Raw genomic sequence first — 23698 nt, 5'->3', positions numbered from 1 at the left:
GATAAATGGTGAATACGGAAAAAGTAAAAATGTCCCCTTTATACCTGACCCTAATCAGGGAACTGCATCAGGATAAGGTGGAGATAAACGACAGGAAAATTGCACGGCACGGCCCGATTGACATCGATGACCACGGATTCATCGATTTCCCGGATTTTTCCTTTGAACCGGATCTGTGCGGGGACGGGCTGGTTCACGGCTGCACGGTAATAGGAAAGAATTTCCGCAGATTCCTGCAGGAAATGCCCCGATATGTGAACAGAAGCAGCGCTCTTGCCTGCTGCTGGGTGGGGACGCTGGACCGGTTCCTGCCTCTCAGGCTTGCGGAAGAGGACCGGCCGGCCTATCTTGCGGACACCATCCGTAAATACAGGATCACCCAGGCGGGCTTCGGCGGTATGAACCATTTGTGCCCCGACATGGAAATCGGCCTGCGGCTGGGCTGGACGGGGCTTCTGGAAAAAATAAGGTACTGCCGGAAGAGAAACCGGCCGGCGGATCCCGATTTTTATGAAGGGGAGGAACAGCTGGTGCTGGGAATCCTGGAATGGGTGAAGGCGCATCAGCGTCTGGCACAGCAGCTGGCGGAAAAGGAGACGGATCCCTTTCGGAAAGAAAATTACGAGGCTATCGCTGCCGTAAACGGGGCGCTGTGCTGCAGGGCGCCTGGTTCGTTCCGGGAGGCGGTCCAGTTCCTGGCCCATTTCCAGTCCGTGGACAGAACCTATTGCGGAGGCGGCGCCCTGGGTGCCCTGGATACGCTTCTGGAAGAATATTTTGAACGGGATATTGCCAAAGGGATCCTGACGGAGGAAGAGGCCGTGTGGATCCTTGCCAGCCTGTTTTTTAACGATACCCATTATGCCCAGATCGGCGGACTCACCCCGGCGGGGGACCGGGAAGTGACAAGCCGGCTGTCCTTTGTGATTCTGGATGCCATGCATCTGCTCGGCATCCCCACCAATCTGGCCGTCCGTGTCCATGCGCCGGTACCGGGACAGACGGAAGAAGCGGATATCCTTTTGAAACGCGCTGTGGAGTACACGCTGGAGGACGGCTGCGGGGTCTGCTATTCTCTGGAAAAAGGGATCAGCGAAGGCTTTGCCAGGAACGGTTTCCCACTGGAGCTGGGGCGGATGCGGGTGAAATGTGGCTGTAACTGGGTCGCCATTCCCGGCAGGGAATATCCGCTGCAGGATGTGACGAGAGTCAACATGGCTACGGCGCTGCACTATGCGCTGGAGGATCTGGAAGAGGCGGGGAATTATACGATGGCGCATCTGTGGGAGCTTTTCTGCACCCATCTGGGCATTATGGTGGACTGTATCAAAAAAGGCTACGACAGACATTATGAGGTGATGCAGAAGGGAATGCCGGAAATCGTGCTGAACCTGTTTATGCACGGCCCGCTGGAACGGGGGCTGAACTGCGCCAACGGCGGGGTGGATATCCTGGATTTGAATATCGACGGTATTGCCCTGGCCACCACCGCGGATTCCTTTGCGGCGATAGAACAGAGGGTGGTGCAGGAAGGGAAGCTGACGTGGGAAAGGCTTTTTGCACTGCTGCATACCAATTATGAAGGGGCCGAAAGAGAACGCCTGATGCTGAAAAATATCAGACGGTATGGTTCGCCGCAGTCTCCGGCGGAAGCCTGGGCGGTGCGGATCCGGGATCATTATGTGAAAATCTGCAGACAGACGCCGACGCCCAAGCACCATCTGCCGATTGTTCCCGGCATGTTTTCCCATGGAGATGTATATGCGTATGGAGCGGTGCTGGAAGCCACACCTAACGGCAGGTTTGCAGGGGATCCCATCTCCCATTCCTCCGAACCGGATCCGGGTTTTGCTAGAGGGCTGGATACTTTTTCGCCCGCATTGAAGGCCAACGCGGTGGCGGTAACACAGCCCGGGTACGGAAATTCCGCGCCGCTGCATCTGGACATTGATACCGGGCTTGTGGAAAGCGAAGGAGGGGCGGAAGCGCTTGTGGCCCTGATTCATGCCCATGAGCAGGCGGGGGGAACTTTAATCAACATGAACTGTATTTCCAGAGAGAAGCTGCTAAAGGCCCACGAGGATCCCGGGGCTTATCCGGATTTGGTGGTACGGGTGACGGGATATTCCGCGTTTTTCGCGTCGCTGTCTAAGGAATACAGACAGCAGATTGTGGATCGTTTCCTGGCACAGTAAAATACCCCGCAGGAATAAACGTGCGGAAACGATCAAACATCGTAACCGTTCAGACTTGTCTGAACGGTTACCAAAAATCAGGTAGCACAAACAGTATACCGGCCTTATAATGAAGGAGATCCCTTTCCGTTTCCTGTGGAGAGGGTAAGAACGGTTACATAGGGAAGGCAATAGATAACCTCAGGGAGGGAAACGAAATGAGCCAACTGGTCTCAAAATTTATCAGACTGAAAACGTTGATTGGCGGCAACCGGGAAAAATACGGCTATGAAGACACCTTCGGCATGCCGAAGGAGGAGCAGGCGCATATCACGCGTCCGAGCAGGGCCAATACACGCATTCTCAGCGAGCTGGAATTTGCCCTGCATCTGTCGGAAGGGGAAAACGGCCGCTATGACGGCGTGCTGGAAGAGGCGCTGGATTATCTGCTGGCGTGTATGCAGGAGCAGGGGGTGCTGACGGACCAGGCCTGTGAAAAGGCGGAGGAAATCCTTTCGCCCATGGAAGCCGCGGCAAAAGAATATAAGCTGATTCTGGCGTCCCATGCCCATATTGACATGAACTGGATGTGGAGCTTCGATGAAACCGTAGCGGTGACACTGGCTACCTTCCGTTCAATCCTGCATATTATGGACCAGTACCCGGACTTCTGTTTTTCCCAGTCACAAGCTGCGGTATATAAAATTGTGGAAGAATACGATCCGGATCTGATGGAGGAAATTAAGAAAAGAATAGCCCAGGGGCGGTGGGAAGTGACCGCAGCAGCCTGGGTGGAAACCGATAAGAACATGCCGGACGGGGAATCCCTGCTCCGCCATATCCGGTATACAAAAGAATATCTGTCCCAGGTCTGGGGCGTAAAGGATTTTGACATTGATTTCTCTCCCGACACCTTCGGGCACAGCGCCAATGTGCCGGAAATCGATCATTTCGGCGGGGTGAAATACTATTACCACTGCCGCGGGAATCAAAGAAAGGATATTCTGTACCGCTACCAGGCCCCGTCCGGAAACGAAGTGCTCGCATACCGGGAACCGAACTGGTACAACGGGGCCGTCACACCCCATATAGCCGCCGGGCTGCCTGAGATTTCCCGCCGGTCGGCCGGACTGAAAACCGGCCTTGTCATCTATGGAGTGGGCGACCATGGCGGCGGCCCCACAAGGCGGGATGTGGAACGCGCCATAGACATGATGGACTGGAAAATATATCCCGTAATCCGGTTCGGGACATTGCGGGACTATTTCCGGGAAGCGGAGGCCGTACGTGACAAGGTGCCGGTGGTCAGAGAAGAACTGAATTACTTTGCGCCGGGCTGCTATACCACCCAGAGCCGTATCAAGAGAGGGAACAGACGCCTGGAGGCGGCCCTGCTGGATGCGGAATCCATGGCGGCCCTTGCGGGAAAAACAGCCGGCTTCCGGTTCGAAAAAAAGCGCATGGAAAAGGCGTGGCAGGACGTTTTGTTCACCCATTTTCACGACATTCTCACCGGTTCCTGCGTGCAGGAGTCCAGAGAACATGCCATGGGACTGTTCCAGACGTCCATGGCGTGTGCAGACACCCAGCGGCAGAATGCCATGCGGGTAATCGGGGAGCAGATTGACACCTCCGCAATCCTTGTGGATATCGATGCGTTCAACAGCCAGTCCGAAGGGGCAGGGGCCGGATATGGCATTGAGAATTTCACAGGGGTTCCCAGTACGGAACGGGGGAGCGGCCGCACAAGGATCTTCCATATCTTTAATACCCGTACAAGGAAACGCAGCGAGGTGGTGGAGCTGACCGTATGGGACTGGACCGGGGATTTGCGCCGTCTGCAGCTGAAGGATTATACGGGAAAAGAAATCACCTTCCAGCTGCTGGATAAGGAGCTTCAGACTTATTGGGATCATAAATATATCCGGGTGCTGGCGGATGTGACGGTGCCCGCCCTGGGTTATACCACGGTGGTGCTGTCCCAAAAGGAAGCGGATACTTATCCCGTATACCTGCAGGAAAGAGAACAGGTCTCTTCGGTTTTTGATAATTACGTGCTCTCCAACGATCAGATCACCGTTGAAATCGAAGCGGGATCCGGAAGAATCCGTTCGCTGAAAAGCAACGGAACGAAGGAAGAGCTGATTGCGGAGGGAAAAACGGCGGGACTGCATTTCATCGAGACGGAAACCGTCACCTCCAGCGCCTGGAACATAGGCCGCCCCCTGAAGACGACGCCTGTGGATCGCTGTGTGAAGCTGGAACGCGCCGCACAAGGCCCCTTACGGGAAAGCATCCGGGCGGTATACCGGGTAGCGGATTCTACAGCGGAGGTGCTCTACATCCTGGATAAGCACCAGCCGGCGGTACGGATGGAACTGAACATCGACTGGCATGAAAGCGGATCGGAAATCATTCCGGTATTGGATTATAAAATCCCGGTTGCATACCGTACTTCGGAATACCGGTATGATATACCTGCCGGTACGGTAGTCAGAAAAGAACGAAACAATGATGTGCCGGCGCTCCGGTATGGGATGGCGCTCCGGGAGGACGGGGACTGTGCGGTCCTGATAAGTGACTGTAAATACGGATACAGAGGTACGGACAATACACTGGCACTGACCCTGATCAACAGCTCCACCAGCCCGGATCCTTATCCGGAAAGAGGGATACATACGATCAACCTGTGGCTTGGAATCAGCTGCGGGGATCCCAGGATAACCGAAGAACTGGCGGATTCCTGTAATCACGGTATGTTTTACCAGCCGTCCAATTCCCATCACGGAACACTCCCCATGGAAGAGAGCCTGCTGGAAACGGCTTCGGACAGTGTTGTGATTTCGGCCGTCCAGCCTTCGGCGGACGGGGCGCTGCTGCTGCGCGGGTATGAGACAGCGGGCAGCAGGTCGGTACTTGCTGTTACCTGTAAGGAAGAGCCGTCTTCGGCAGTCCTGACAGATTTGTTTGAGCAGGAAATATCCGGAGAGGCGGTAACGGACGGCTGTACGGTTCAGGTTTCCGTGGAACCTTATTCCCTGTTCCAGCTTAAGATACGGTAGTATTCCTGTTTGCACTCTTGAATCATTTTCTCAGTACTGTGCAGTATATGCACAGTACTGAGTGAATAGTAAGGTTTGCTTTTTCTGCCTCTCCGATTGGCGCAGACAGGGTTCTGTGCTATACTGTCAGAAGAAACCGAAGAGCTCCGGATACGGAAGACGGTCCGCGGGCGGCTTCCCTTTTCAGAAACGGCGGAACGGAGGCAGATATGCTGCGTAATACGAAAAAAGACATGACCCCTTTTGCTATGGAGAAAAAACCCGTGAAGCAGTATCCTTTTCTGCTTCCCCTCATCTGGGGAGGCGCCTGGCTGATGACCAGACGTTACGGACTCAAAATTAAAAAGGTAAACATGGAGCACCTCAGGCCACCCTACCTGGTGCTGTCCACCCATCAGGGTTTTTCCGACTATTATATCGCCCCTCTGGCCCTGTTTCCCCACAGGGCCAATTATGTATCCGATATGGAAGGCTTTGCCGCTTTTGGGGAATGGCTGTACAGAGGGATTGGCTGTATCGGAAAAAGAAGATATGTCTCCGATATCAAGGTGGTAAAAAACATCTCCTATGCCCTGCATAAAAACAGGCAGATCGTGGCGGTATTCCCCGAATCCAGGCATTCCAACGCGGGTACTACCGCATATATCCCCAAAAATATGGGTAAGCTGGCAAAACTCATGGATGTGCCGGTGGTGATGCTCACCGTTCACGGGAGCTATCTCGCCGGCCCGTTTTGGGACGAAGAGCATCCCAGGACGGTTCCCATGCAGGCGAAGCTGGAGTGCATTTACACAAAGGAAGAACTGGACGGAGCGGAGGAAGAAGAGATTCAGCGGAAAATAGAAGTCTGCCTGCAGTACGATGAGTACCGGTGGCAGCGGGAGGAGAAGATAGCTGTCCGCTATCCCGGGCGGGCGGAAGGCCTGCATATGGCCTTGTATCAATGCCGGGCCTGCCATACGCCCTTCCGCATGAACAGCAAAGGCTGCCGCCTGTTCTGTGAATCCTGCGGCGCGGAGTGGGAAATGGATGAATACGGCCGGCTGCTGGGAGAAAAGAACGCGCCCGCCGACATACCGGACTGGTATGAGTGGGAGCGCGGCCAGGTGGAAAAAGAAATCACAAGAGGAACCTACCGCTGTGAACTGCCTGTGCGGGTGGAAGCCCTTCCCAATGCCAAAGGCTTCTTTAGCCTGGGAGAAGGGCGGCTCATACAGGAAGAGAAGGGATTTACCCTTTCGGTACAGGACAGGGAGTTGTTCTTTGATCATCGTTCCAGGGAATCCGTCCAGACGGAGTATAATTACCGGGGCAGAGGCCCCTGCATTGTCCTGTCGGATAAAGACTGCTGTCACTACATATACTCCGACAGCCCGGAATTTAATCCCACTAGGATACAGTTTGCAGGGGAATATTATTACCGGGGCGGGAATGGGGTATCGGTATAATCAGAAGGGTCAATTACTTATTCTATAGATTACACGCAAGTAAAAGCTTTCTGTTTTCTTTACGCATGGCCTCACACCTCATTCCCACGAGAAATAAGTCCTTCAAAAATAGGAGTGAAATCAATGTCTTTTATTGCGCCTATTTGCAGAATACTCTTTGTCTCTAAGTTGCGGCAATTGCTACGGAATGTTTTTAGTCCACGCTTTCGGTGTCATGCCGGTAGCGTTTTTAAAGAGCTGGATGAAGTATTGAGGATTGTTGGAAAAGCCAACCTGGTCCGCTATGGTATACACTTTCTCATTTTGAGCGCTTTTTAGCAGAACCTTCGCTTTGGCAATCCGCAGGTTGGTAAGGTAATCCGTAAATTTCTGACCGGTTTGACGCAGGAATTCTCTGCTTAAATAATCCACGTTCATGTAAAGGACATTTCCGGCAATCCATTTCAGGGAGAGATCGGGATCGGCGAAATGAACGTCCACATAATCCAAAATTTGATTGATATACTCTTTGTATTGGTGACGCGCTCCATTTTCGCATATAACGGCATCGGGTACCAGTTCCTTTATTTTTTTCCGCCTCCGGATTTCTCCGGAGGCTTTTTTCATGGCTTCCATAATCTGGTTTTCATTGCAGGGTTTTAAAAGATAGTTGGATACTTTATACGCAATGGCCTGTTTGGCATATTCGAAATCGGCATACCCGGAAAGCAGGATAAATTCCACGGTTAGATCCGTGCCGGTACAGATTCTTCCGATCAAATCCAGGCCTGACATACCGGGCATTTTTATGTCTGTCATGACGATATCCGGTTTTATGTCCAGTATTGCCTGTAGGGTCTCCGGGCCGTTTTCACAGGTGGCAGCCAGTTCCAAACCAAGGGAATTCCAGTCTATGAGGGCGCTGATCGTCTCCCGGATCACTTTTTCATCATCGGCAAGTATCAGTTTCAGCATGCCATAAAACCTCCTTTTATCTGGTATCTTCACAGAGGCTCCCGCAGGGAAGGTGTATCCGGGCGGTCGCCATGTCATTTTCATTCTGTAATATAAGGCCGTAATCGGAACCGAACATCAGTTTTATCCTTTTGTCAATATTAAGAAGGCCGATTCCAAAACCTTTGGGCGTGACTGCTCCGTTACGCAGCTTTTCCAGGAGATCGTCTTCGAACCGGGAACCGCTGTTTAGGACGAGAATTTCCAAAAACTCCTGTTGACGCCGGACGTAAATGGCAATCCGGCATTCCCCGCTCAAACCTTCCATGGCGTGGGAGACCGCGTTTTCCACCAGCGGCTGAATAATCATTTTCGGAACCTGTGCGCCGGAAAGTGCAGGGTCTGTGTAGATGGAATAAACAAGCCGGGTATCAAAGCGGCATTTCTGGATGGTCAGATAATTTTCTACAAGGGAAATTTCTTCTGAGATGGTAACGCTCTCGCCCGATCTGCTTAAAATAGCCCGGAACAGATTTCCCAGGGATTCCACCATTAAGGAGATGGTGGAGGCGCCGAGTGCTTTTGCACGCCAGTTGATGGATTCCAGGGTGTTGTAAAGAAAGTGGGGATTAATCTGCATTTCCAGGGCTTTCAGCTGCGCTTCCTTGACGAGCAGTTCTTTGGTGTAGTTGGATTCCACCAGATCGGATATCTGTTCGGCCATCTGGTCAAATTGGCGGTGAAGCATGCCGATTTCGTCTTTGCGATCTTTGTAATTATAGCGGGCGTCCGGCTCGAAGCTTGTAAGGGCATCGCTGGAACTGGCGAAACGCTGCATTTTCTGCAGCAGGATGCCAAAGTGTCTGGTGAAGGAGCGGATGATATAGCGGGAGGCCAGTACGATCAGGACACAGCAGGACAGAAGAAGCAAAAGGGACAGGAGGCGTGAATTGTCCAGGGTATTTTTGATTTTATCATAGGAAACCAGGCAGGTGTAGTGCCAGCCTTTGGGATAGAGCTCTCCTGCGAGGGATAAATACCAGTGATTGCCCCGTTTGATCAGCTGATGTCCGTTATAGGCCCGGTTGTCCGGGGATAAATCCTGGCTGCCCGTTTCCTGACCGGGTGGGGTGGAGTCATAAATGAGCCGGCTGTATTCGTCGGTAATCTGATAGTAGAAGGAGTCGTATTCCGAAAACATCGGACAACTGTTGATCATTTTGTCCAGATCAATACAGAGGATAACCGTTCCCAGAGGTGTCAGGGAAAGGTTATCATATTGACGGATTTCGCGCGCCAGCAGCAGACCGTGGCCGATCGTGTCATCTGTGATCCAGACTGCTTTCCCGTCGGCGTTCCGGGCAGTCTGCATGATTTCCCCGATGCGTCCGGGAGACAGTGCGGCAGCTTTTCGTGAATCTGTATGGCAGTCGAAGCTGTCCGTATAAAGGCTGATATAGGAAATATATTCTTTCTGGTGTTCCAGATAATAGGCATGAAGACGGCTGTTTATCTTTGTATAAAGACCGGCTGTTTCTGTGGATCCGGGTTTTGCCTTCAGTTCCGTCAGCATCTGCTGCAGACTGGAGTCAGCCAGAAGGGTGTAGGAAAGCTCATAAGAACTGTCAAGTTTCTGGGTGATATCGTCATTTGCATAGGAAAGGGACGCACTGACGGAATCCAGAAGAAGATTATTATAGTTTCTCAAAAGTACGTTTGTAATCAGGACAGAAGCGCCTGTCAGGGAGAAAAGACAGGCTATGGAAATCAGCTGGATTTTAGATTGGAGGGAAAGGTTCGCAAACCATTTCCGGATATACATATACAGTGTATTGCCATATTGTCTCATAAAGCGTACTCCTATTCTGTAGATATTTTAAAAGTACTATTGATAGTGATAAAAATCAAGCGGTAAAGGGAAGAAAACTATATAAAACGATGCAAAAACTACATTTTTAATTTTTATAAGACAGGAATTCTGCATAAAAACTCGGATTTTTATATATTTTCCTTCTGTTTTTTTTACTATACTGACATCACAAAGTAAAGAAGCTTTGAGAGAGGGGGATAAGATTTGAAAAAGGGTGCATACAGGAGGCGGCTGCTTTATAAAAACAGATACCTGTACGCTATGATGCTGCTGCCGGTTATCTATTTTATTCTATTTAAGTATAAGCCTATGTATGGGATTCTGATTGCCTTTAAGGACTTTAAGGTGAGGGAAGGGATTTTGGGGAGTGCCTTTGCGGGTCTTAAATATTTCAGGCAGTTCTGGGAGGATCCGGATTTTTGGAATGCATTTAAGAATACGGTTTTCTTAAGCCTCTGGCAGATATTGATCTGCTTTCCGGTTCCGGTTCTGTTCGCCCTTCTCGTCAATGAAATCAGATGGGGCAAGCTGAAGGGGCTGGTACAGAGGGTGTGCTGCTTTCCGCATTTTGTGTCCGTGGTGGTGACGGTTTCCCTTATGATCACACTGGTATCGAGGGACGGGCTGGTAAATCAGATAGTTATGGCTTTCGGCGGAACTGCAAAATCCTATATGCTTGATTCCTCGTGGTTTCGGCCGCTATATGTTATTTCAGACATATGGCAGGAAATGGGATGGAGTGCCATCATATATCTGGCCGCGATTTCCGGAGTTGATACACAGTTGTATGAGGCTTGTGAAATTGACGGAGGGGGCAGGCTTATGAAACTGTTACATATTACGCTGCCCTGTATTGCCGGGACGATTACAATCATGTTCATTTTGAGAATGGGGAGCATTATGACGGTATCCTTCGATAAAGTGCTGCTGATGCAGAATTCCAATACTTATAATACTTCAGATGTAATATCCACCTTTGTTTACCGGCGGGGCCTGCAGGGAATGCAGTACAGCTATGCCACAGCAGTGGGGCTTGTGGAATCCGTCATCTCCTTGTTCTTCTTAGGGGCAACGAACGTAGTATCCTCCAAAGTGAGCGATACAAGTCTGTTTTAGGAGGAACTGCGAATGAAAAAGAAAGTAACTGTTTTTGATATTGTTATGGGAGCAGTGATGATTATCATCAGTATGGCTGCTATATATCCGCTGTATTACATTTATATTAATTCAGTCAGCGGCGGGGCCTATGTAGGGGCAAATGAAGTGATTTTTTATCCGAAAGGCTTTACTGCTTATGCGTATTCCATCGTGTTTCAAAATGCCGCAATTGTCAGGGCGTTTGTGAACAGTGTGTTCTATACGGTGACGGGAACTCTGCTCTCGGTTATGCTGTCGTCGCTTTGCGCCTATCCGCTGTCACGGAAAGACTTTTACGGAAGGAAAATATTTACAGCGGCAATACTGTTTACGATGTTTTTTAGCGGTGGTATTATTCCTTTGTTTCTTACGGTGACGGATCTGCATATTTATAATACGATTTGGGCTATTTTACTGCCTTCCTGTATCAGCGTTTATAATGTGATTGTCATGAGAACCTTTTTTCAATCCATTTCCTATGAAATAACGGAATCGGCATATATCGACGGAGCCAATGACTGGATTATTTTCCGTAAGATTATTATTCCGCTCTCCAAACCCATTATCGCCACTATGATTCTTTTTTACGGAGTGGCAAACTGGAATTCATTTTATAATGCGCTGATGTTTTTGAATGATAAATTGCTTTATCCGCTGCAGCTGGTGCTGCGCAGTATCGTAATAGAAGGATCCACCACGGAGATGGCTTATATGGCATCTTCAGAGGGCAGCCTGTCGGTACCCATCGATACAAAATCGATCAAATATGCGGTAACTGCGGTGACGACTTTACCGCTGATCCTGGTTTATCCGTTTGTATTCAAATATTTTGAAAAAGGGGTGATGGTGGGATCCGTGAAGGGATAGATCTGTTTTTTCTGAGAGGTATTGCTTTGGGCGGACCGGTAAACAGAAAGAACTTAACTATAAAGAAACAGAAAGACCTGTTGGCATGTCTGTATAATTGGCATAGGACAAGTCTTTCCCAGTAAAAGGAGGAGGTAACAGGAATGAAAGGAAGGAAAATTCGGAGACAGGTATCCATATGCGTTTGTGCGCTGATTATGGCACTGGGGATAGCGGCATGCGGTAATACCGCGGGAACAGCAGATTCCGCTACTGCAGGGGGACAGGGAAACACTGCGAATAACGGAGGAACAGCGGACGGCGGAAAAAAGGATACCTGGCTTGCAGAAGAAATAGTAACAATCACATACGCCAGGCCGGAAAGCAGTCTGCAGCCTTATAATCCGGACTGTGCAACGGTGGAGTGGATCCGGGAAAACCTTGGGGTTGATCTGCAGGTATCCACCTATTCAGACTATGAAACGAAAATGAATACGTTGCTGGCGGCAAACCAGCTGCCGGATCTGTTTACAATCTGGGGAAATGTCAGTGACGTGGTCGGCACCGGATGCTTGATGGAGCTTTCCGGGTTAATCGATCAGTATGCGCCGAATATTCAAAAAGACTATGAAAATATTCCGGAACTTTCCCGGTATAAGATGGATGGAGGAATTTATACGCTGGCACAGATCAGACGGGATGATAACTGGGAACAGGGATCCGTCCCCTGTATCCGTACCGATTTGCTGGAGGAACAGGGTCTTTCCATACCAAAGACCTGGGAGGAACTGTATGATGTGCTGGAAGTGCTGGCCAAAGCATACCCGGATTCCATTGCATATGGTACCCGGGGTGATGACAGGCTGCTATTTAACTATATGAGTCCGGTAAAAGGTTTGGGAGGCGATTATGGTCTGTATCAGGATGAAGACGGTTTGTGGCACATGGGTTTATTGGAGGAATCTTACAAAGAAGCGCTTCAGTATATTCACAGAATGTATCAGTCGGGCATTCTGGACAATGAGTATCTCATTGTTTCGGCGGATGACTGGAAATCAGGGCTGGGTACCGGAAAGTATCTGTTTTATTATGATAATCCCGTCTTTTTAGATACACTGAATAAGACACTGCGGGAAACCAATCCCGATGCAAAACTGGAACCTATTATGTTCCTGGCAGACGGGGAAGGGAAGACTGTAAATTACGGGCATCCCAATAACTACTATAATGTGTGGGGAATCAGTGCGGATACGGAGAAAAAGGAAGTTTTGATGAAATTTGTGGACTGGCTTTACAGCGAAGAAGGCGGCTGGCTGATGAATTATGGTATCGAAGGTACGCATTGGGAAATGACAGATCAGAAACCCCGGTTTTTGGACAGTGTTGTGGAAGAATATAAATCCAGAACGGGAGATCCTACCTATGAAGCCGGTTCTGAAATCGGTATAGGCGACCTGTTTTTGGATATGTCATGGTACTCCAATTATGATGCGGCTTTCAAATCCACCAGTGAAGAGTCCTGGACAAGGGAAAATATCCATAAGGTTTACGCAGATCATATGGACTGTGTGATCCAGCAGCCGATTGAACCACCTTATACGGCGGAAGAATCTGCCAGGATTACGGAAATCAATCAAAGCTATATGGATTACAGCAAGACGGAAATCAATAAATTTATAAGCGGGGAACGTTCCTTTGAAGATTGGGATGCTTTCGTGCAGGAGTTGATTTCAAAGGGCGCCGGGGAAAGAGTGGACATTGCCAACCAGGCGGAGCAGCGTTTCACGAAGGGAGAATAAATGAGCGGGGAATATCACTGGCGGGTTGACCGGGATGTAAAGATTTTGAAAAAGACGGATGTGCTTGTGGTCGGCGCAGGACTTGGCGGCATATGCGCCGCCCTGTCCGCAGCGAGGGCCGGCTGCAGTGTGGTTCTGGCAGAGAAGAATGCGGTGTTGGGCGGACAGGCGGCAGAGATTGATACCTGGGGGCTGGATGGATTTATGAGCCGTGACGGGCATCAGGTGGTGGGCGGTTATCCCTGGGAAATTCTATGGAAAACCGTGAAAGAAGGCGGCAGTGATCCGATGTTTGACCGGATTTCCATCCGGACTATGGAACAAGAGGGAATGAAGGCCGCGCTGGAGGAAATCGGCCTGGCCTCCTATGTGCCTTATATGGATACGGGGACGTTTATGAATCCGTTTAATGATCAATATGTCAATCCTAACGCATACCGATATGTGGCGCAGCAGGAGCTGGATGTGGCGGGAGTACATACGTTCCTTGGAATGCCTGTAGCGGAGGTCCTGCAGGAGGAGGGCAGAATTACCGGCGTGATACTGCAGGGAGAATTTGAACACTTTGCCGTGCTGGCGAAAAGGGTTGTGGACACGACCCAAGGGGCATCGGTCTGTGCCATGGCTGGGAAAAGATTCGCGCATCCCAAAGCCTATCTCGGGACGCTGCCGCGGGTTTCAGGAGTTGATATTCATTTAGTAATCGAATATATCCGGAATACACCGGATCGATGGTTCCTTCGCCCTATGGTTGGAAAAACGCCGGATCCCGATGAAATGGAGAGGTTGGTAAAAGAAGGAAATCCGCTGGCTATTCATGGCTTTACGAAAGCGCTGGAACTTGCTGTTTCCGATCATCCTGAGTATGAGTTGATCGCGCGTATGTGTGATGTCCTTATGTTTTTTTATGAAAAGGACGGGGTGGGCGCATACTGGGCAATTGACGATACGCTGCACAATACGGATATTTCCGATCCGTCAGTATATGCAAATGCAGTATGCACCGTTAGAAAACAACAATGGCTGGTTCATAAGTTTTTTAAAAAGTACATACCCGGATTTGAACACGCGCAGCTGCTGGATACCTATGCCAATATTTCAAAAGCCTATCACCAGACCTGGGAGCCGTCAGAGTTTACAGAATATACGATTACACAAAAGGAAATACAGACGGGAATTTGTGAACGCAGTGACTGCATCGTAAAGATACTGGGGCATCCCATGAGCGGACAAAATGCGGATGGCTGGTATGTACCGCTCGCGGCACTTCTTCCCAAAGGGCTGGACGGCATTTTGGTGACCGGAAAGCCGGCCTGCCGCAAAATCCATTATATCGCTTCCTGCGGACTGGTGGGACAGGCGGCAGGAGCAGCAGCAGCCGTGTCTGTACAGCAAGAATGTGCGCTGCGGGATACCGATCCGGAAAAAATAAGAGAACTCCTGCGGGCACAAAATGAGGATATGAGGTAGGATATGAAAAAATTATATGGTGTTACGGCGGCAATGATCACCCCGTTTACGGAAAACGGAAGGGTGGATACGGAAAGCCTGGCAGTGCTGACGGATAAACTGGTGAAAAAAGGAGTCCATTGTCTGTATCCCTGCGGGACTACCGGGGAAATGGTGCATCTGACAGAAAACGAACGCAAGGAGATTGCGGAAACTGTGGTCAGGGCGGCTGACGGGCGGGCAAGGGTATTCATACATTGCGGCGCCATGCGGCAGGAAGAGACAGAATCGCTTCTTGCCCATGCATTTGCCGCCGGAGCTGACGGCGCCGGGATTGTAACCCCCATGTTTCTGGGGGTGGATGACAGAGAAATGACGGCGTATTACAAACGGCTGTCCTCTCTTGTTCCGGCGGATTTCCCGCTGTATCTTTACAATATCCCGCAATGTTCCGGCAATGATTTGAACGCATCAACAGTCGGGCGGCTTGCCGGTGAATGCGCCAATATAATCGGAATCAAGTACAGCTTTCCGGATATGCTGCGGACTCTGGATTACCTTCATATCCCTGCCCTTTCGGTTCTGCATGGATGTGATAAAATGTTTGCAGAGCTGTTGATGATGGGATGTGACGGCACGGTATCCGGTGTTGCAGGCGTTTTTCCGGAGCCTTTTCTGGAAGTATATAACGCTTTCCTGGACAGGGATATGGATGGAATGAGAAAATGGCAGGATATTTGTGTGTGTTTTTGCGAGCTGCTGCGCTGCGGCAGCAATATGTCCTGGTTTAAGGAAGCACTCCGGCTGAGGGGCCTTCCGGCAGGCGGGATGCGCGCGCCGCAGTTGGATCTGCCTGAGGAAGAAAAGGCAGTGCTTATACAAAAACTGGAGGCGCTTTGCGGAATAGCCGGCATTCCGCTGGAAATATGAGAATGCTGCCTGTACGGATACCCTGGCTTTGTTACCGCGCATATGGGACCGGCAGGTTTTTGGATACCGAAATAAATAGTATGTAATTAAAATCGGCTATTTTGAATAAAAAGAAAACATATAATCCGGAAAACTGTCCCTTTGTATAATTCCATTCTTATCTCCATATACTGACAAAGATTCTTTCATCTTGCGTAAACAACACGTACCGGACCGGTGAACCGCGAAAGCGGGGATGCACATGGTATTGGACGCCGATCCCCGGGCTGAGGCTGCCTTGCGCGGATGACAACAGAAAGGAATGTCGGCTATGGATGAGAAACAGAAAAAAGAATACCAGGAGTACGTAAAACAGGTGACTCCTACCCATAATTTATGGCTGCAGATGCTCAAGGCCTTCCTGGTAGGCGGAATTATCTGCGTGATAGGGCAGGCGATTTTAAATACCTGCGCGGGAATGGGGCTGGATAAGGATGCTTCGGGCGGCTGGTCCGCACTTTTGCTTGTTTTAATCAGCGTGGTGCTCACCGGATTTAATATTTACCCCGCCATTGTAAAATGGGGCGGTGCGGGAGCGCTCGTGCCGATTACCGGATTTGCCAACTCTGTGGCGGCACCGGCAATTGAATTCAAAAAAGAAGGACAGGTGTTCGGCGTGGGATGTAAGATATTTACCATAGCCGGGCCGGTTATCCTCTATGGGATATTTACCAGCTGGGTGCTGGGGATTATTTATTGGCTGGGCGGACTGATGGGTTGGTTTTAATTAAGAAAGCTGTCTCTTCTTGCAGAATAATGAAATGGCTGCTGCCTTTTATTATTCTGCTTTTTTCTGTTTTTATTTCACGAAAAGGAATTACAGGAAGAAGTGGCATATGGCGGAAAGGCATGGTAGAATAACGGTAAACCACGAAGACAGGAAAAGGATAAAATGGAACCCTATTATTACACCCGGATGAACAAGTTACAGCAGAGCGCATACTATGACATGAAAGCGGGACTCCGGTCAATGGCCCCGCTTTTTACGGTTCCCAAACTGGAAAACCGGGAACTGGGCGACCTGTTTTTCCGGCTTCGCCTGGACTGCCCGGACATTTTTTATGCCTCCGGCTTTCATTATCGTTTTTATCCGGAATCCAATAAGGTGGAAATGATTCCGGAATATCTGTTTGATAAAGCAAAGATTACAGAGCATCAAAAGGCGCTGGAATCCCGGATAGCAAAGCTGGTGCGGCCCGCTCTGAATATGACGGAATGGGAGAAGGAGCTTTATATCCACGATTTTATCTGTTCGTCAGTCCGTTATGATAAGCTGAAAAAAGCCTATTCCCATGAAATCATCGGTCCGCTGGGGCAGGGTGTGGGCGTATGTGAAGGGATAGCCAAGACCGTAAAGGTGCTGTGCGATGCCCTCGGGATCTGGTGTATGATCGCCGTTTCCGAAGCAAATCCGGAGAAAAGTATCAAGTACCGCCATGCCTGGAATGTTGTCAGAATCGGAGGAACCTATTATCATCTGGACGCCACCTTCGACAATACGCTGGGTGACAGGGACGCTGTACGGTATGATTATTTTAATCTGGATGATACCCGGCTTTTCCGGGATCACGAACCTGTCATGTATAAGACACCGTCCTGTACAGACAATGGTTCTTCTTACTACATAACCAAAAAGCTTTCCTTTACGAAAATAGAAGATGTGGAAAAACGGGCCATACAAGCCGCCAAAAAGAATAAAATGCTTACCTTTCATTGGCGGGGCGGGTACCTTACCCGGGAGAAGCTTTCCGGGCTTCTGCAGATGCTGGAACACACGGCGCAGGAAAAAGGGAAGTATGCCAGGATCCATGTGAACATGGCCCAGGCCGTCCTGTCCGTCCGGTTTGCAGAGGAGGTGACGGACGAAGAGCTGGTGATGGAAGATGCCAATGAAGGGGAGCGGCAATAAAAAAACGCATGGCCCGAGAAAGAACCTCTGCGGGCCATACGCTCTGTTACTGGCAGTCCTGAACCGTATTTTCAGAAAACAGGTTATCCCTTGTAATATTATTCAGCCATTTCCCGCTCTTGTAATGCCTGAACACCCACGGCCATTTCACGAATTCGTCCGTACACAGCAGGAAATAGACCCACATGACGGGAAGCTTGAACACAAAGGCCGCAATAAAGCCAAGGGGAACGGCATAACACCACATATCGATGGTATCGCAGAAAAAGCCGAACCGGCTGTCCCCTCCCGCCCGGAAAACGCCGGCTATCAGGGTGGTGTTGACGGCGGCGCCCATGACATAATAGGTATTGATGAGCAGCATATATTTCAGATAATGCATGGCTGTTTCGGAAAGAGAAGCATATTTCAGCACAAAGGGAGTGATGGCAAGAATCAGAAAGCCGCCCAGCGCGCCGCTTATGACAGTAAGCTTCATGAGTTTTTTTGCGTCCTCTTTGGCATCCTCCAGCCGGTTTTCCCCGATTACCTTTCCCAGAAGAATCCCGCCCGCGCTGGCTATGCCGAAGCAGAGGATGGTACCGAAGTTACGGACCACGATGACAAAGGAGTTGGCTGCCACCGCATCGGTGCCCAGATGGCCGATGATGATGGAATAGGTGGAAAACGCCACGCCCCAGATAACATCATTGCCCAGGGCCGGCAGGGAAAGCCGGACAAAATCCTGGAACAGCAGTTTGTTCCTCAGAAACATATAACGGAAATTAAGCTTGATATCTTTGCTGAAAAAGGAAACAAAGAAACAGCAGATCAATTCGATGACACGGGAGGCGGCGGTTGCAAGGGCCACCCCTGTGACTCCCAGCTTCGGCGCGCCGAACAGGCCGAAGATAAAAACGGCGTTTAAGATAATATTCAGGGAAAAGGCAAGCACATTGAGCGCCATACTGACCGTAACCCTTCCGATGCTCCGCAGCACAGCCAGGTACACCTCGGTGACGCCCCAGCACAGATAGGTCACACTCATGAAACGCAGATAAGAAGCCCCCAGCGTAATGAGTTCCGTATCATTGGTGAAAATCTTCATCATAAGCTCCGGAATCAGCAGGGCGGCGGAAGAAAAGGCCAGTGAAATTACGAGGGAAAAACGCAGGGCAATCCCTTCCACCACCTGGATGGCGCGCATATCCCCTTTCCCGAAATACTGGGCGCACAGCATGGTGGCGCCTGTGCCGAGGCCGTAATAAACCATGAACAGGATATTGGCGTACTGGGACGCCAGGGAAACTGCGGATATGGATGACTGTCCCACATAGTTGAGCATGACAATATCAGCGGAACTGACGGCGGCGCTCAGCAGGTTCTGGATGACAATAGGAAGAACCAGTTTGAAAATCTGCCTGTAGAAGCCGGTACTGTCCGCAAAAATTTTCTTATGCATATGTAAAATCCCCCTTCGTATAAGAAGCACCCTGCCTGCGGCAGAATGCTTCTTTCATTATACAACGAAAGGGATGGATATGCTATATCATTCACAAAGGAATCTCTGTCACTTTATCATATAATTCAAAGGGACCGCTTACCGGTGTGGGACGTCTGTGTTTTCCGGAATAATCGGTGTCGAATATAATCGGGGAACCGTCAGGATTCTCGAATAGTTCCTCAGGCTCAAACGCTTCCCCCAGTAAGGCGGTAGAAATCATTTCCTTTCCTGCCGCAGGCATATAATGGTACAGATTGGTGTGAAGAAGGAGCGTATCCTCTTTTTCCGCAAGCTCCAAATCGATATGGTTTACGGTATCTTCGTAGTAATTGCTTTCACCGTTATAAGGTTTGGCTCCGTTGAAATAAAGGTTGCCGCCCGAATACACAGGTAAATGGTCATAATATTTATCTCTTTCTTCCCGGATTTTGTAATTATCCTCCCGGAATTTAGCAAAGTATTCTTCCGCGTCCGGATATCCGTCATACGGTTTTGTACCTACGAGATAGTTCATCAAATCCAGCCGATCGGTTTTCTTGTCTTTCGCGTAATCCGTTAACAGCTTTCGGACAGGCTGCTGAACAAAAATATTGTTGTAAAACCTGGCGTCGCCATGAAGAATGGTCATAAAACCGTTGATTTCCGTTCTGTGGGGAACATGATAGGGGGTGTAGCGCGGAGAGGGAAATACCTTGCTGCCGTTATCCGTACCATTTCCCACGTATACGAAGGAACCTGCGATCAGGTTATGGACAAAAGCGATTCCCTGCGTACAGAGGCGGCCCGCAACCTCTGATAAGAAAAGGTTATTATCGATCAGGGTTGGCCCATGGGATACTTCCACAAAGAGGTCTTCGGCAACGGATAAATGCTCTGTGAGTTCGGTGCCGTCCGGCGGTGTATTCTTATAAAAAACATTTTGCGTTACGCGCGTTCCCTGTGCCTGCCAGTCGAGCCATAAGCCTCTGGTGCAATGATGGAATTTATTTCTTCGGATGATGACATCGATAGCGGCGTGCATTTTAATCCCGCCGATTTCCGCACCGGCAAGATCCTGCTTGTTATTGACATGGTGGATATCATTATCTTCAATAATAGAAAACACGCCGCCCAGGTGTCCCACAATACCTGTCTGTCCGCAGTCATGGATATTGCAGCGCCTTATTATATGGGAACCAATGGCTTCTTTTGTCCAGCCCTCGCGCTGCGCCTGGCAAACGGCATCGCGTTCTGTCTGTGTTCCGGTCTTGGTATGCCTGATGGCCCATTTGTTGTCATTTTCAGGCTGCAGATATTTGCCCAGAGAGATGCCGCTGCATCGGGAATGGGAGATATCGCAGTCCTCAATAATCCATCCTTTGGACCAGTGGGGGCCTACCATGCCTTCCTGATAAGCTGTCGGCGGGGCCCACTGCGTTGCAGCTTTGGTAATGGTGAAGCCGGATAGCGTAAGGTAGCCGATCCCTTCCCTGGAAGGATAAAAGCAATTCCTTCTGACATTAATTTCCACGTTCTCCCTGTTCGGATCCCACTCCCGGAAATTTGCGTAAATCACAGTCTCGTTGTTCTCCTGTGCCGCATACCATTTATACAGGGAACCGCCGGGTTCCCATGATCCCTTGTATGCGGCCGGATTTAAGACATCCTCCAGCGTATCGGTCTCATATAAGGCTTTATCATTTAGATAAACCTCTCCGGTATGCATCGGCTTCACCGCATCATACCAGTCTCCGAAGATTTTGACGGTGTAAGGGTTGTATGTACCAAATATGCCGTTCGGGATTCTTGCCGTCCATACGCTGCCTTTATACCTTTCCCAGTTTTTTACTTCCTCCGCCCCGGTAATAACCGCGCCGTATTTGACTTCAGAACGATAAGTGATTCGGTTTTCAGGTGTGCCGGCACAGGCGGGATTCACATATTCTCTGTATATTCCCGGTGCAACAATCACTTCGTCTCCCGGTCCGGCAATCGCTGCGGCCCGGGCCAGTGAGGCCAGCGGGTACTCTTTTGTCCCATCCCCGCCCCGGGACTCTTTTGATACATATAGTTTCATAACCTTCCTCCACATAAAATGATCCGTAACCGTCCGGATTTGCCCGGTGTGTTACAAGGATTGCTGTCCGGGCATATTCCAGTGATACCCGTCTGCAGATGACAGGATGCCAAATGTTGTATGGCCGTTTTCCGCTTCTCCCATCAGTATCATCATCCAGTTTTCATCCTCTTTCCAGACAAACGGCGCCCCATATCTGACTGCCAGCCAGCTTTGTCCGGGAATGTCTATTTTTCTCCGGTTTCCCCAGTGGATTAAGTCGGAAGAAACGATAGATGCCAGATGCTGGTTGATCAATCCTTCGCTGTATATCATGATCCATTCTTTTCCGTTATGAAAGACTGTAACATTTTCTGCACCGTCAGGGGCCTCTTCGCAGGCACCGATCAGCGGGCTGTCAACGGTGGTAATGATCCATTTTTGCAGCTGCGGATCGTCCGTATATGCATGGCCTACCAGATTTATGGGGCTTTGGTAATGGATTCTGTCGGTACCTACAAAGAAGCAATGAAGCCTTTCTCCGTCAGCGACAAAGGTGGGATCGATAACCCGGTTGGCCTGGTTCCAGGGAAGCGATGCGGCCTCCTGCAGAAAGAAAACGGGTTCCGTCCAGTTTTTCAAATCCGCAGAAATGCTGTAGCACAGAAGCGTTGGGGAATCAGGATAGGACTGATAGGGTAAAAGGTACTTTCCGTTCCAGGGGATCACATCTCCCGGGGAGGCAAAGCCTTTGGCCGATATGTCCCGATCCTTTTCAAAATGGATAAAATCTTTGGTAAAGGCACAGGCAACAGACCAGTTTTCCGGTTTGGTCCAGTCGTTGTTGGAATAGCGGGAGTAGAACAGATAGAAGCCATCGGGAGTTTTAAAAACGGAAGGATCCCGTAAATTGTCCGAACGACTCCAAATGGGGTTGTGCAGCTGTTGGTAATCCATAAGATTCTCCTTTCGGCATTATTTCATATAACGATCATAGGCCGCCTGTTCCACCGCAAGGACATCATCTATTCCCATATCCTTCAGGGTCTGGACAAACTTATCAAAATTATCCAGAGGCTCCTTTCCCATTATGAATTTGTTAATCATCTCATCCTTGTAAGTCTGGATTTCCGTATAAGTACTGTTGATTACTTCCCTTTCTTCTTCCGTCAGGGAAAGGGCGGGAATGGTGGGACGGATATACTGCTCCATTTCATTTCTGTAACTAACATAAGTTTCATCAAGCATGGCATCTTCATAACCGATATCCTGCCTGTATGCCCATTCTCTGTGTCCGTAAATGTTCAGCATGGAAAGAATGGATCTGCCCTGGGGATCCTTTGCAATAACATCCATGTAGACAGGTTTTCCGTTTTCCATCGTGTAGGTTTCACCTTCTATCCCGAAATTCATCAAAAGGTTTCCTTCTTCGCTGTAGAAATAATCAAATAACTGAACAATCTCTTTAATATAAGGGGAATCCGCACTGATTGCCGTAAAACCTCTGATAGGCTGCATCTGGCTGGTGGTCATCCGGGTGCCGTCCGGTCCCTGGGGAGGGGCGACTACAGTGAAATAAGCGTCGGAACCTTCATTTGCCGCCTGTACCTGCGTTCCCAGAGCATAAGCACGGGCTGTGGTATCCTGGCATGCGCCTGAGACTTCATTGGTCAGTCTGGAAAGCCAGACATTGGTATCATTGGTTGCATATTCGGGGTCAATTAATCCTTCGCTGTAAAGCTTATTGATAAACTCCAGAGCCTGTTTGCAGCGCGGATCGGTGTAGGCATACTTCACCTTGCCGTCTTCAATAAAAAACTGTTCATTAGCTTCAAAACCGCTGATTCCGAAAGCTTCCATAAATGCGAGTACACCGGCCTGCGTATTTCTTGTGGTATATGGTATTTCATCGGCTTCCCCGTTGCCGTTAGGATCCTGTTCCTTGAAGGCTTTTAATACGGTATACCAGTCATCCAGGGTTACGGGCACATCCAGCCCCAGCTTTTCCAGCCAGTCCCCGCGCAGCATCCATACCTTAAAGGTTCTTACGGCCCCGATAAAAGGCATAAAATAAATATTACCGTCGCTTGCACGTATGTCACGGATATAGTCCGGATTTTCATCCAGGATTTTCTTTAAATTAGGCGCATATTCATCGATATAATCATTTAATACGGCAAATGCCCCCTGTTCGGCAACCTTCATCATATCATCACGATAGGTGCTTACCATAATATCCGGGATGTCGCCGGATGCAACCGTGACATTGAATTTTTCCCGGAACTGATCTTCGGTATTGGGAGCGGGTACGAATTCAAAGCGGATGCCGGTCCGCTTTGTGATCTCCTTAATAAAAGGCAAATCGGTGCTGATTGCCTGATCCGCCGAATCCTGAAGGAACATGCTTACCGTGATGTTTTCCTTACTTTCTTCCCCGGCCTCCCCGGATGCTGCCGGAGCCTGCGTAGTTTCTGCAGCCTGCGGCGTGCTGCCGGATGCGGAATTTCCGCAGCCTGCCAATGCTGAGACAGAAACAGCAGCTGTTAATACGAGTGCGATTACTTTTTTTCTTACCATAACTTCC

16 protein-coding genes are annotated in these 23698 nt (G+C 49.7%); 10 read left to right on the top strand and 6 right to left on the bottom strand.

Annotated elements, in window-relative coordinates:
* The first annotated feature begins 5 nt into the window (after positions 1 to 5).
* The 3 genes from DXA36_RS23335 (at position 6) to DXA36_RS23325 (ending at position 6684) form a co-directional block, all read left to right on the top strand.
* Positions 6 to 2195 carry a pyruvate formate lyase family protein gene (locus DXA36_RS23335; RefSeq protein WP_118681836.1) on the top strand — a complete coding sequence of 730 codons (2190 nt, stop codon included), beginning with the start codon at positions 6 to 8 and terminating at the stop codon, positions 2193 to 2195.
* A gap of 197 nt (positions 2196 to 2392) precedes the next feature.
* Positions 2393 to 5236, top strand: a complete 2844-nt coding sequence (locus DXA36_RS23330; protein ID WP_118681835.1) for an alpha-mannosidase — start codon at positions 2393 to 2395, stop codon at positions 5234 to 5236.
* Between the two features lie 209 nt (positions 5237 to 5445).
* Positions 5446 to 6684 (top strand): lysophospholipid acyltransferase family protein, encoded by a 1239-nt coding sequence (locus tag DXA36_RS23325; RefSeq protein ID WP_118681834.1) that lies wholly within the window; start codon positions 5446 to 5448, stop codon positions 6682 to 6684.
* Between the two features lie 180 nt (positions 6685 to 6864).
* On the opposite strand, the gene DXA36_RS23320 is transcribed toward DXA36_RS23325, so the two are convergent.
* Both DXA36_RS23320 and DXA36_RS23315 read right to left on the bottom strand, forming a co-directional pair.
* Positions 6865 to 7638: a response regulator transcription factor gene (locus DXA36_RS23320; protein ID WP_118681833.1), complete on the bottom strand. Its 774-nt coding sequence runs from the start codon at positions 7636 to 7638 to the stop codon at positions 6865 to 6867.
* A gap of 16 nt (positions 7639 to 7654) precedes the next feature.
* The gene (locus DXA36_RS23315) at positions 7655 to 9466 is read right to left on the bottom strand and encodes a sensor histidine kinase (RefSeq protein ID WP_118681832.1); all 1812 of its coding nucleotides are present in this window, start codon (positions 9464 to 9466) and stop codon (positions 7655 to 7657) included.
* Between the two features lie 225 nt (positions 9467 to 9691).
* Here DXA36_RS23315 and DXA36_RS23310 point away from each other — a divergent pair, with 225 nt between their 5' ends.
* From DXA36_RS23310 to DXA36_RS23280, 7 genes are all read left to right on the top strand, one after another.
* Entirely contained in the window at positions 9692 to 10603 is a 912-nt protein-coding gene (locus DXA36_RS23310; protein ID WP_118681831.1) for an ABC transporter permease, read from the top strand.
* 12 nt (positions 10604 to 10615) lie between these two features.
* Complete coding sequence (locus tag DXA36_RS23305; RefSeq protein ID WP_118681830.1) at positions 10616 to 11491, top strand: carbohydrate ABC transporter permease; 876 nt, start codon at positions 10616 to 10618, stop codon at positions 11489 to 11491.
* 143 nt (positions 11492 to 11634) lie between these two features.
* Complete coding sequence (locus DXA36_RS23300) at positions 11635 to 13269, top strand: extracellular solute-binding protein (RefSeq protein WP_118681829.1); 1635 nt, start codon at positions 11635 to 11637, stop codon at positions 13267 to 13269.
* Entirely contained in the window at positions 13270 to 14739 is a 1470-nt protein-coding gene (locus tag DXA36_RS23295; protein WP_118681828.1) for an FAD-dependent oxidoreductase, read from the top strand.
* Positions 14740 to 14742: 3 nt separating this feature from the next.
* The gene (locus tag DXA36_RS23290; RefSeq protein WP_118681827.1) at positions 14743 to 15648 is read left to right on the top strand and encodes a dihydrodipicolinate synthase family protein; all 906 of its coding nucleotides are present in this window, start codon (positions 14743 to 14745) and stop codon (positions 15646 to 15648) included.
* Positions 15649 to 15958: 310 nt separating this feature from the next.
* A complete protein-coding gene (locus tag DXA36_RS23285) occupies positions 15959 to 16414 on the top strand; it encodes a SpoVA/SpoVAEb family sporulation membrane protein (protein WP_118681826.1) in 456 nt (151 codons plus the stop codon).
* 165 nt (positions 16415 to 16579) lie between these two features.
* A complete protein-coding gene (locus tag DXA36_RS23280; RefSeq protein WP_118681825.1) occupies positions 16580 to 17596 on the top strand; it encodes a transglutaminase domain-containing protein in 1017 nt (338 codons plus the stop codon).
* Between the two features lie 46 nt (positions 17597 to 17642).
* Here the strand turns inward: DXA36_RS23280 and DXA36_RS23275 are convergent, their stop codons facing one another.
* The 4 genes from DXA36_RS23275 to DXA36_RS23260 all read right to left on the bottom strand — a co-directional run bounded on the left by DXA36_RS23275 (position 17643) and on the right by DXA36_RS23260 (position 23691).
* A complete protein-coding gene (locus DXA36_RS23275) occupies positions 17643 to 19037 on the bottom strand; it encodes an MATE family efflux transporter (protein ID WP_118681824.1) in 1395 nt (464 codons plus the stop codon).
* Between the two features lie 91 nt (positions 19038 to 19128).
* On the bottom strand, positions 19129 to 21135 hold the full coding sequence (locus tag DXA36_RS23270; protein ID WP_118681823.1) for a right-handed parallel beta-helix repeat-containing protein: 2007 nt from the start codon (positions 21133 to 21135) through the stop codon (positions 19129 to 19131).
* Positions 21136 to 21186: 51 nt separating this feature from the next.
* The gene (locus tag DXA36_RS23265) at positions 21187 to 22071 is read right to left on the bottom strand and encodes a hypothetical protein (protein ID WP_118681822.1); all 885 of its coding nucleotides are present in this window, start codon (positions 22069 to 22071) and stop codon (positions 21187 to 21189) included.
* Between the two features lie 18 nt (positions 22072 to 22089).
* Entirely contained in the window at positions 22090 to 23691 is a 1602-nt protein-coding gene (locus tag DXA36_RS23260; RefSeq protein WP_118681821.1) for an extracellular solute-binding protein, read from the bottom strand.
* Between the last annotated feature and the right edge of the window lie 7 nt (positions 23692 to 23698).

Source organism: Eisenbergiella sp. OF01-20 (genome assembly GCF_003478085.1).
Taxonomy (GTDB): Bacteria; Bacillota; Clostridia; order Lachnospirales; family Lachnospiraceae; genus Eisenbergiella.
Note: the sequence above shows the minus strand (reverse complement) of the source record. Positions and strands in the feature narration are given on the sequence as shown.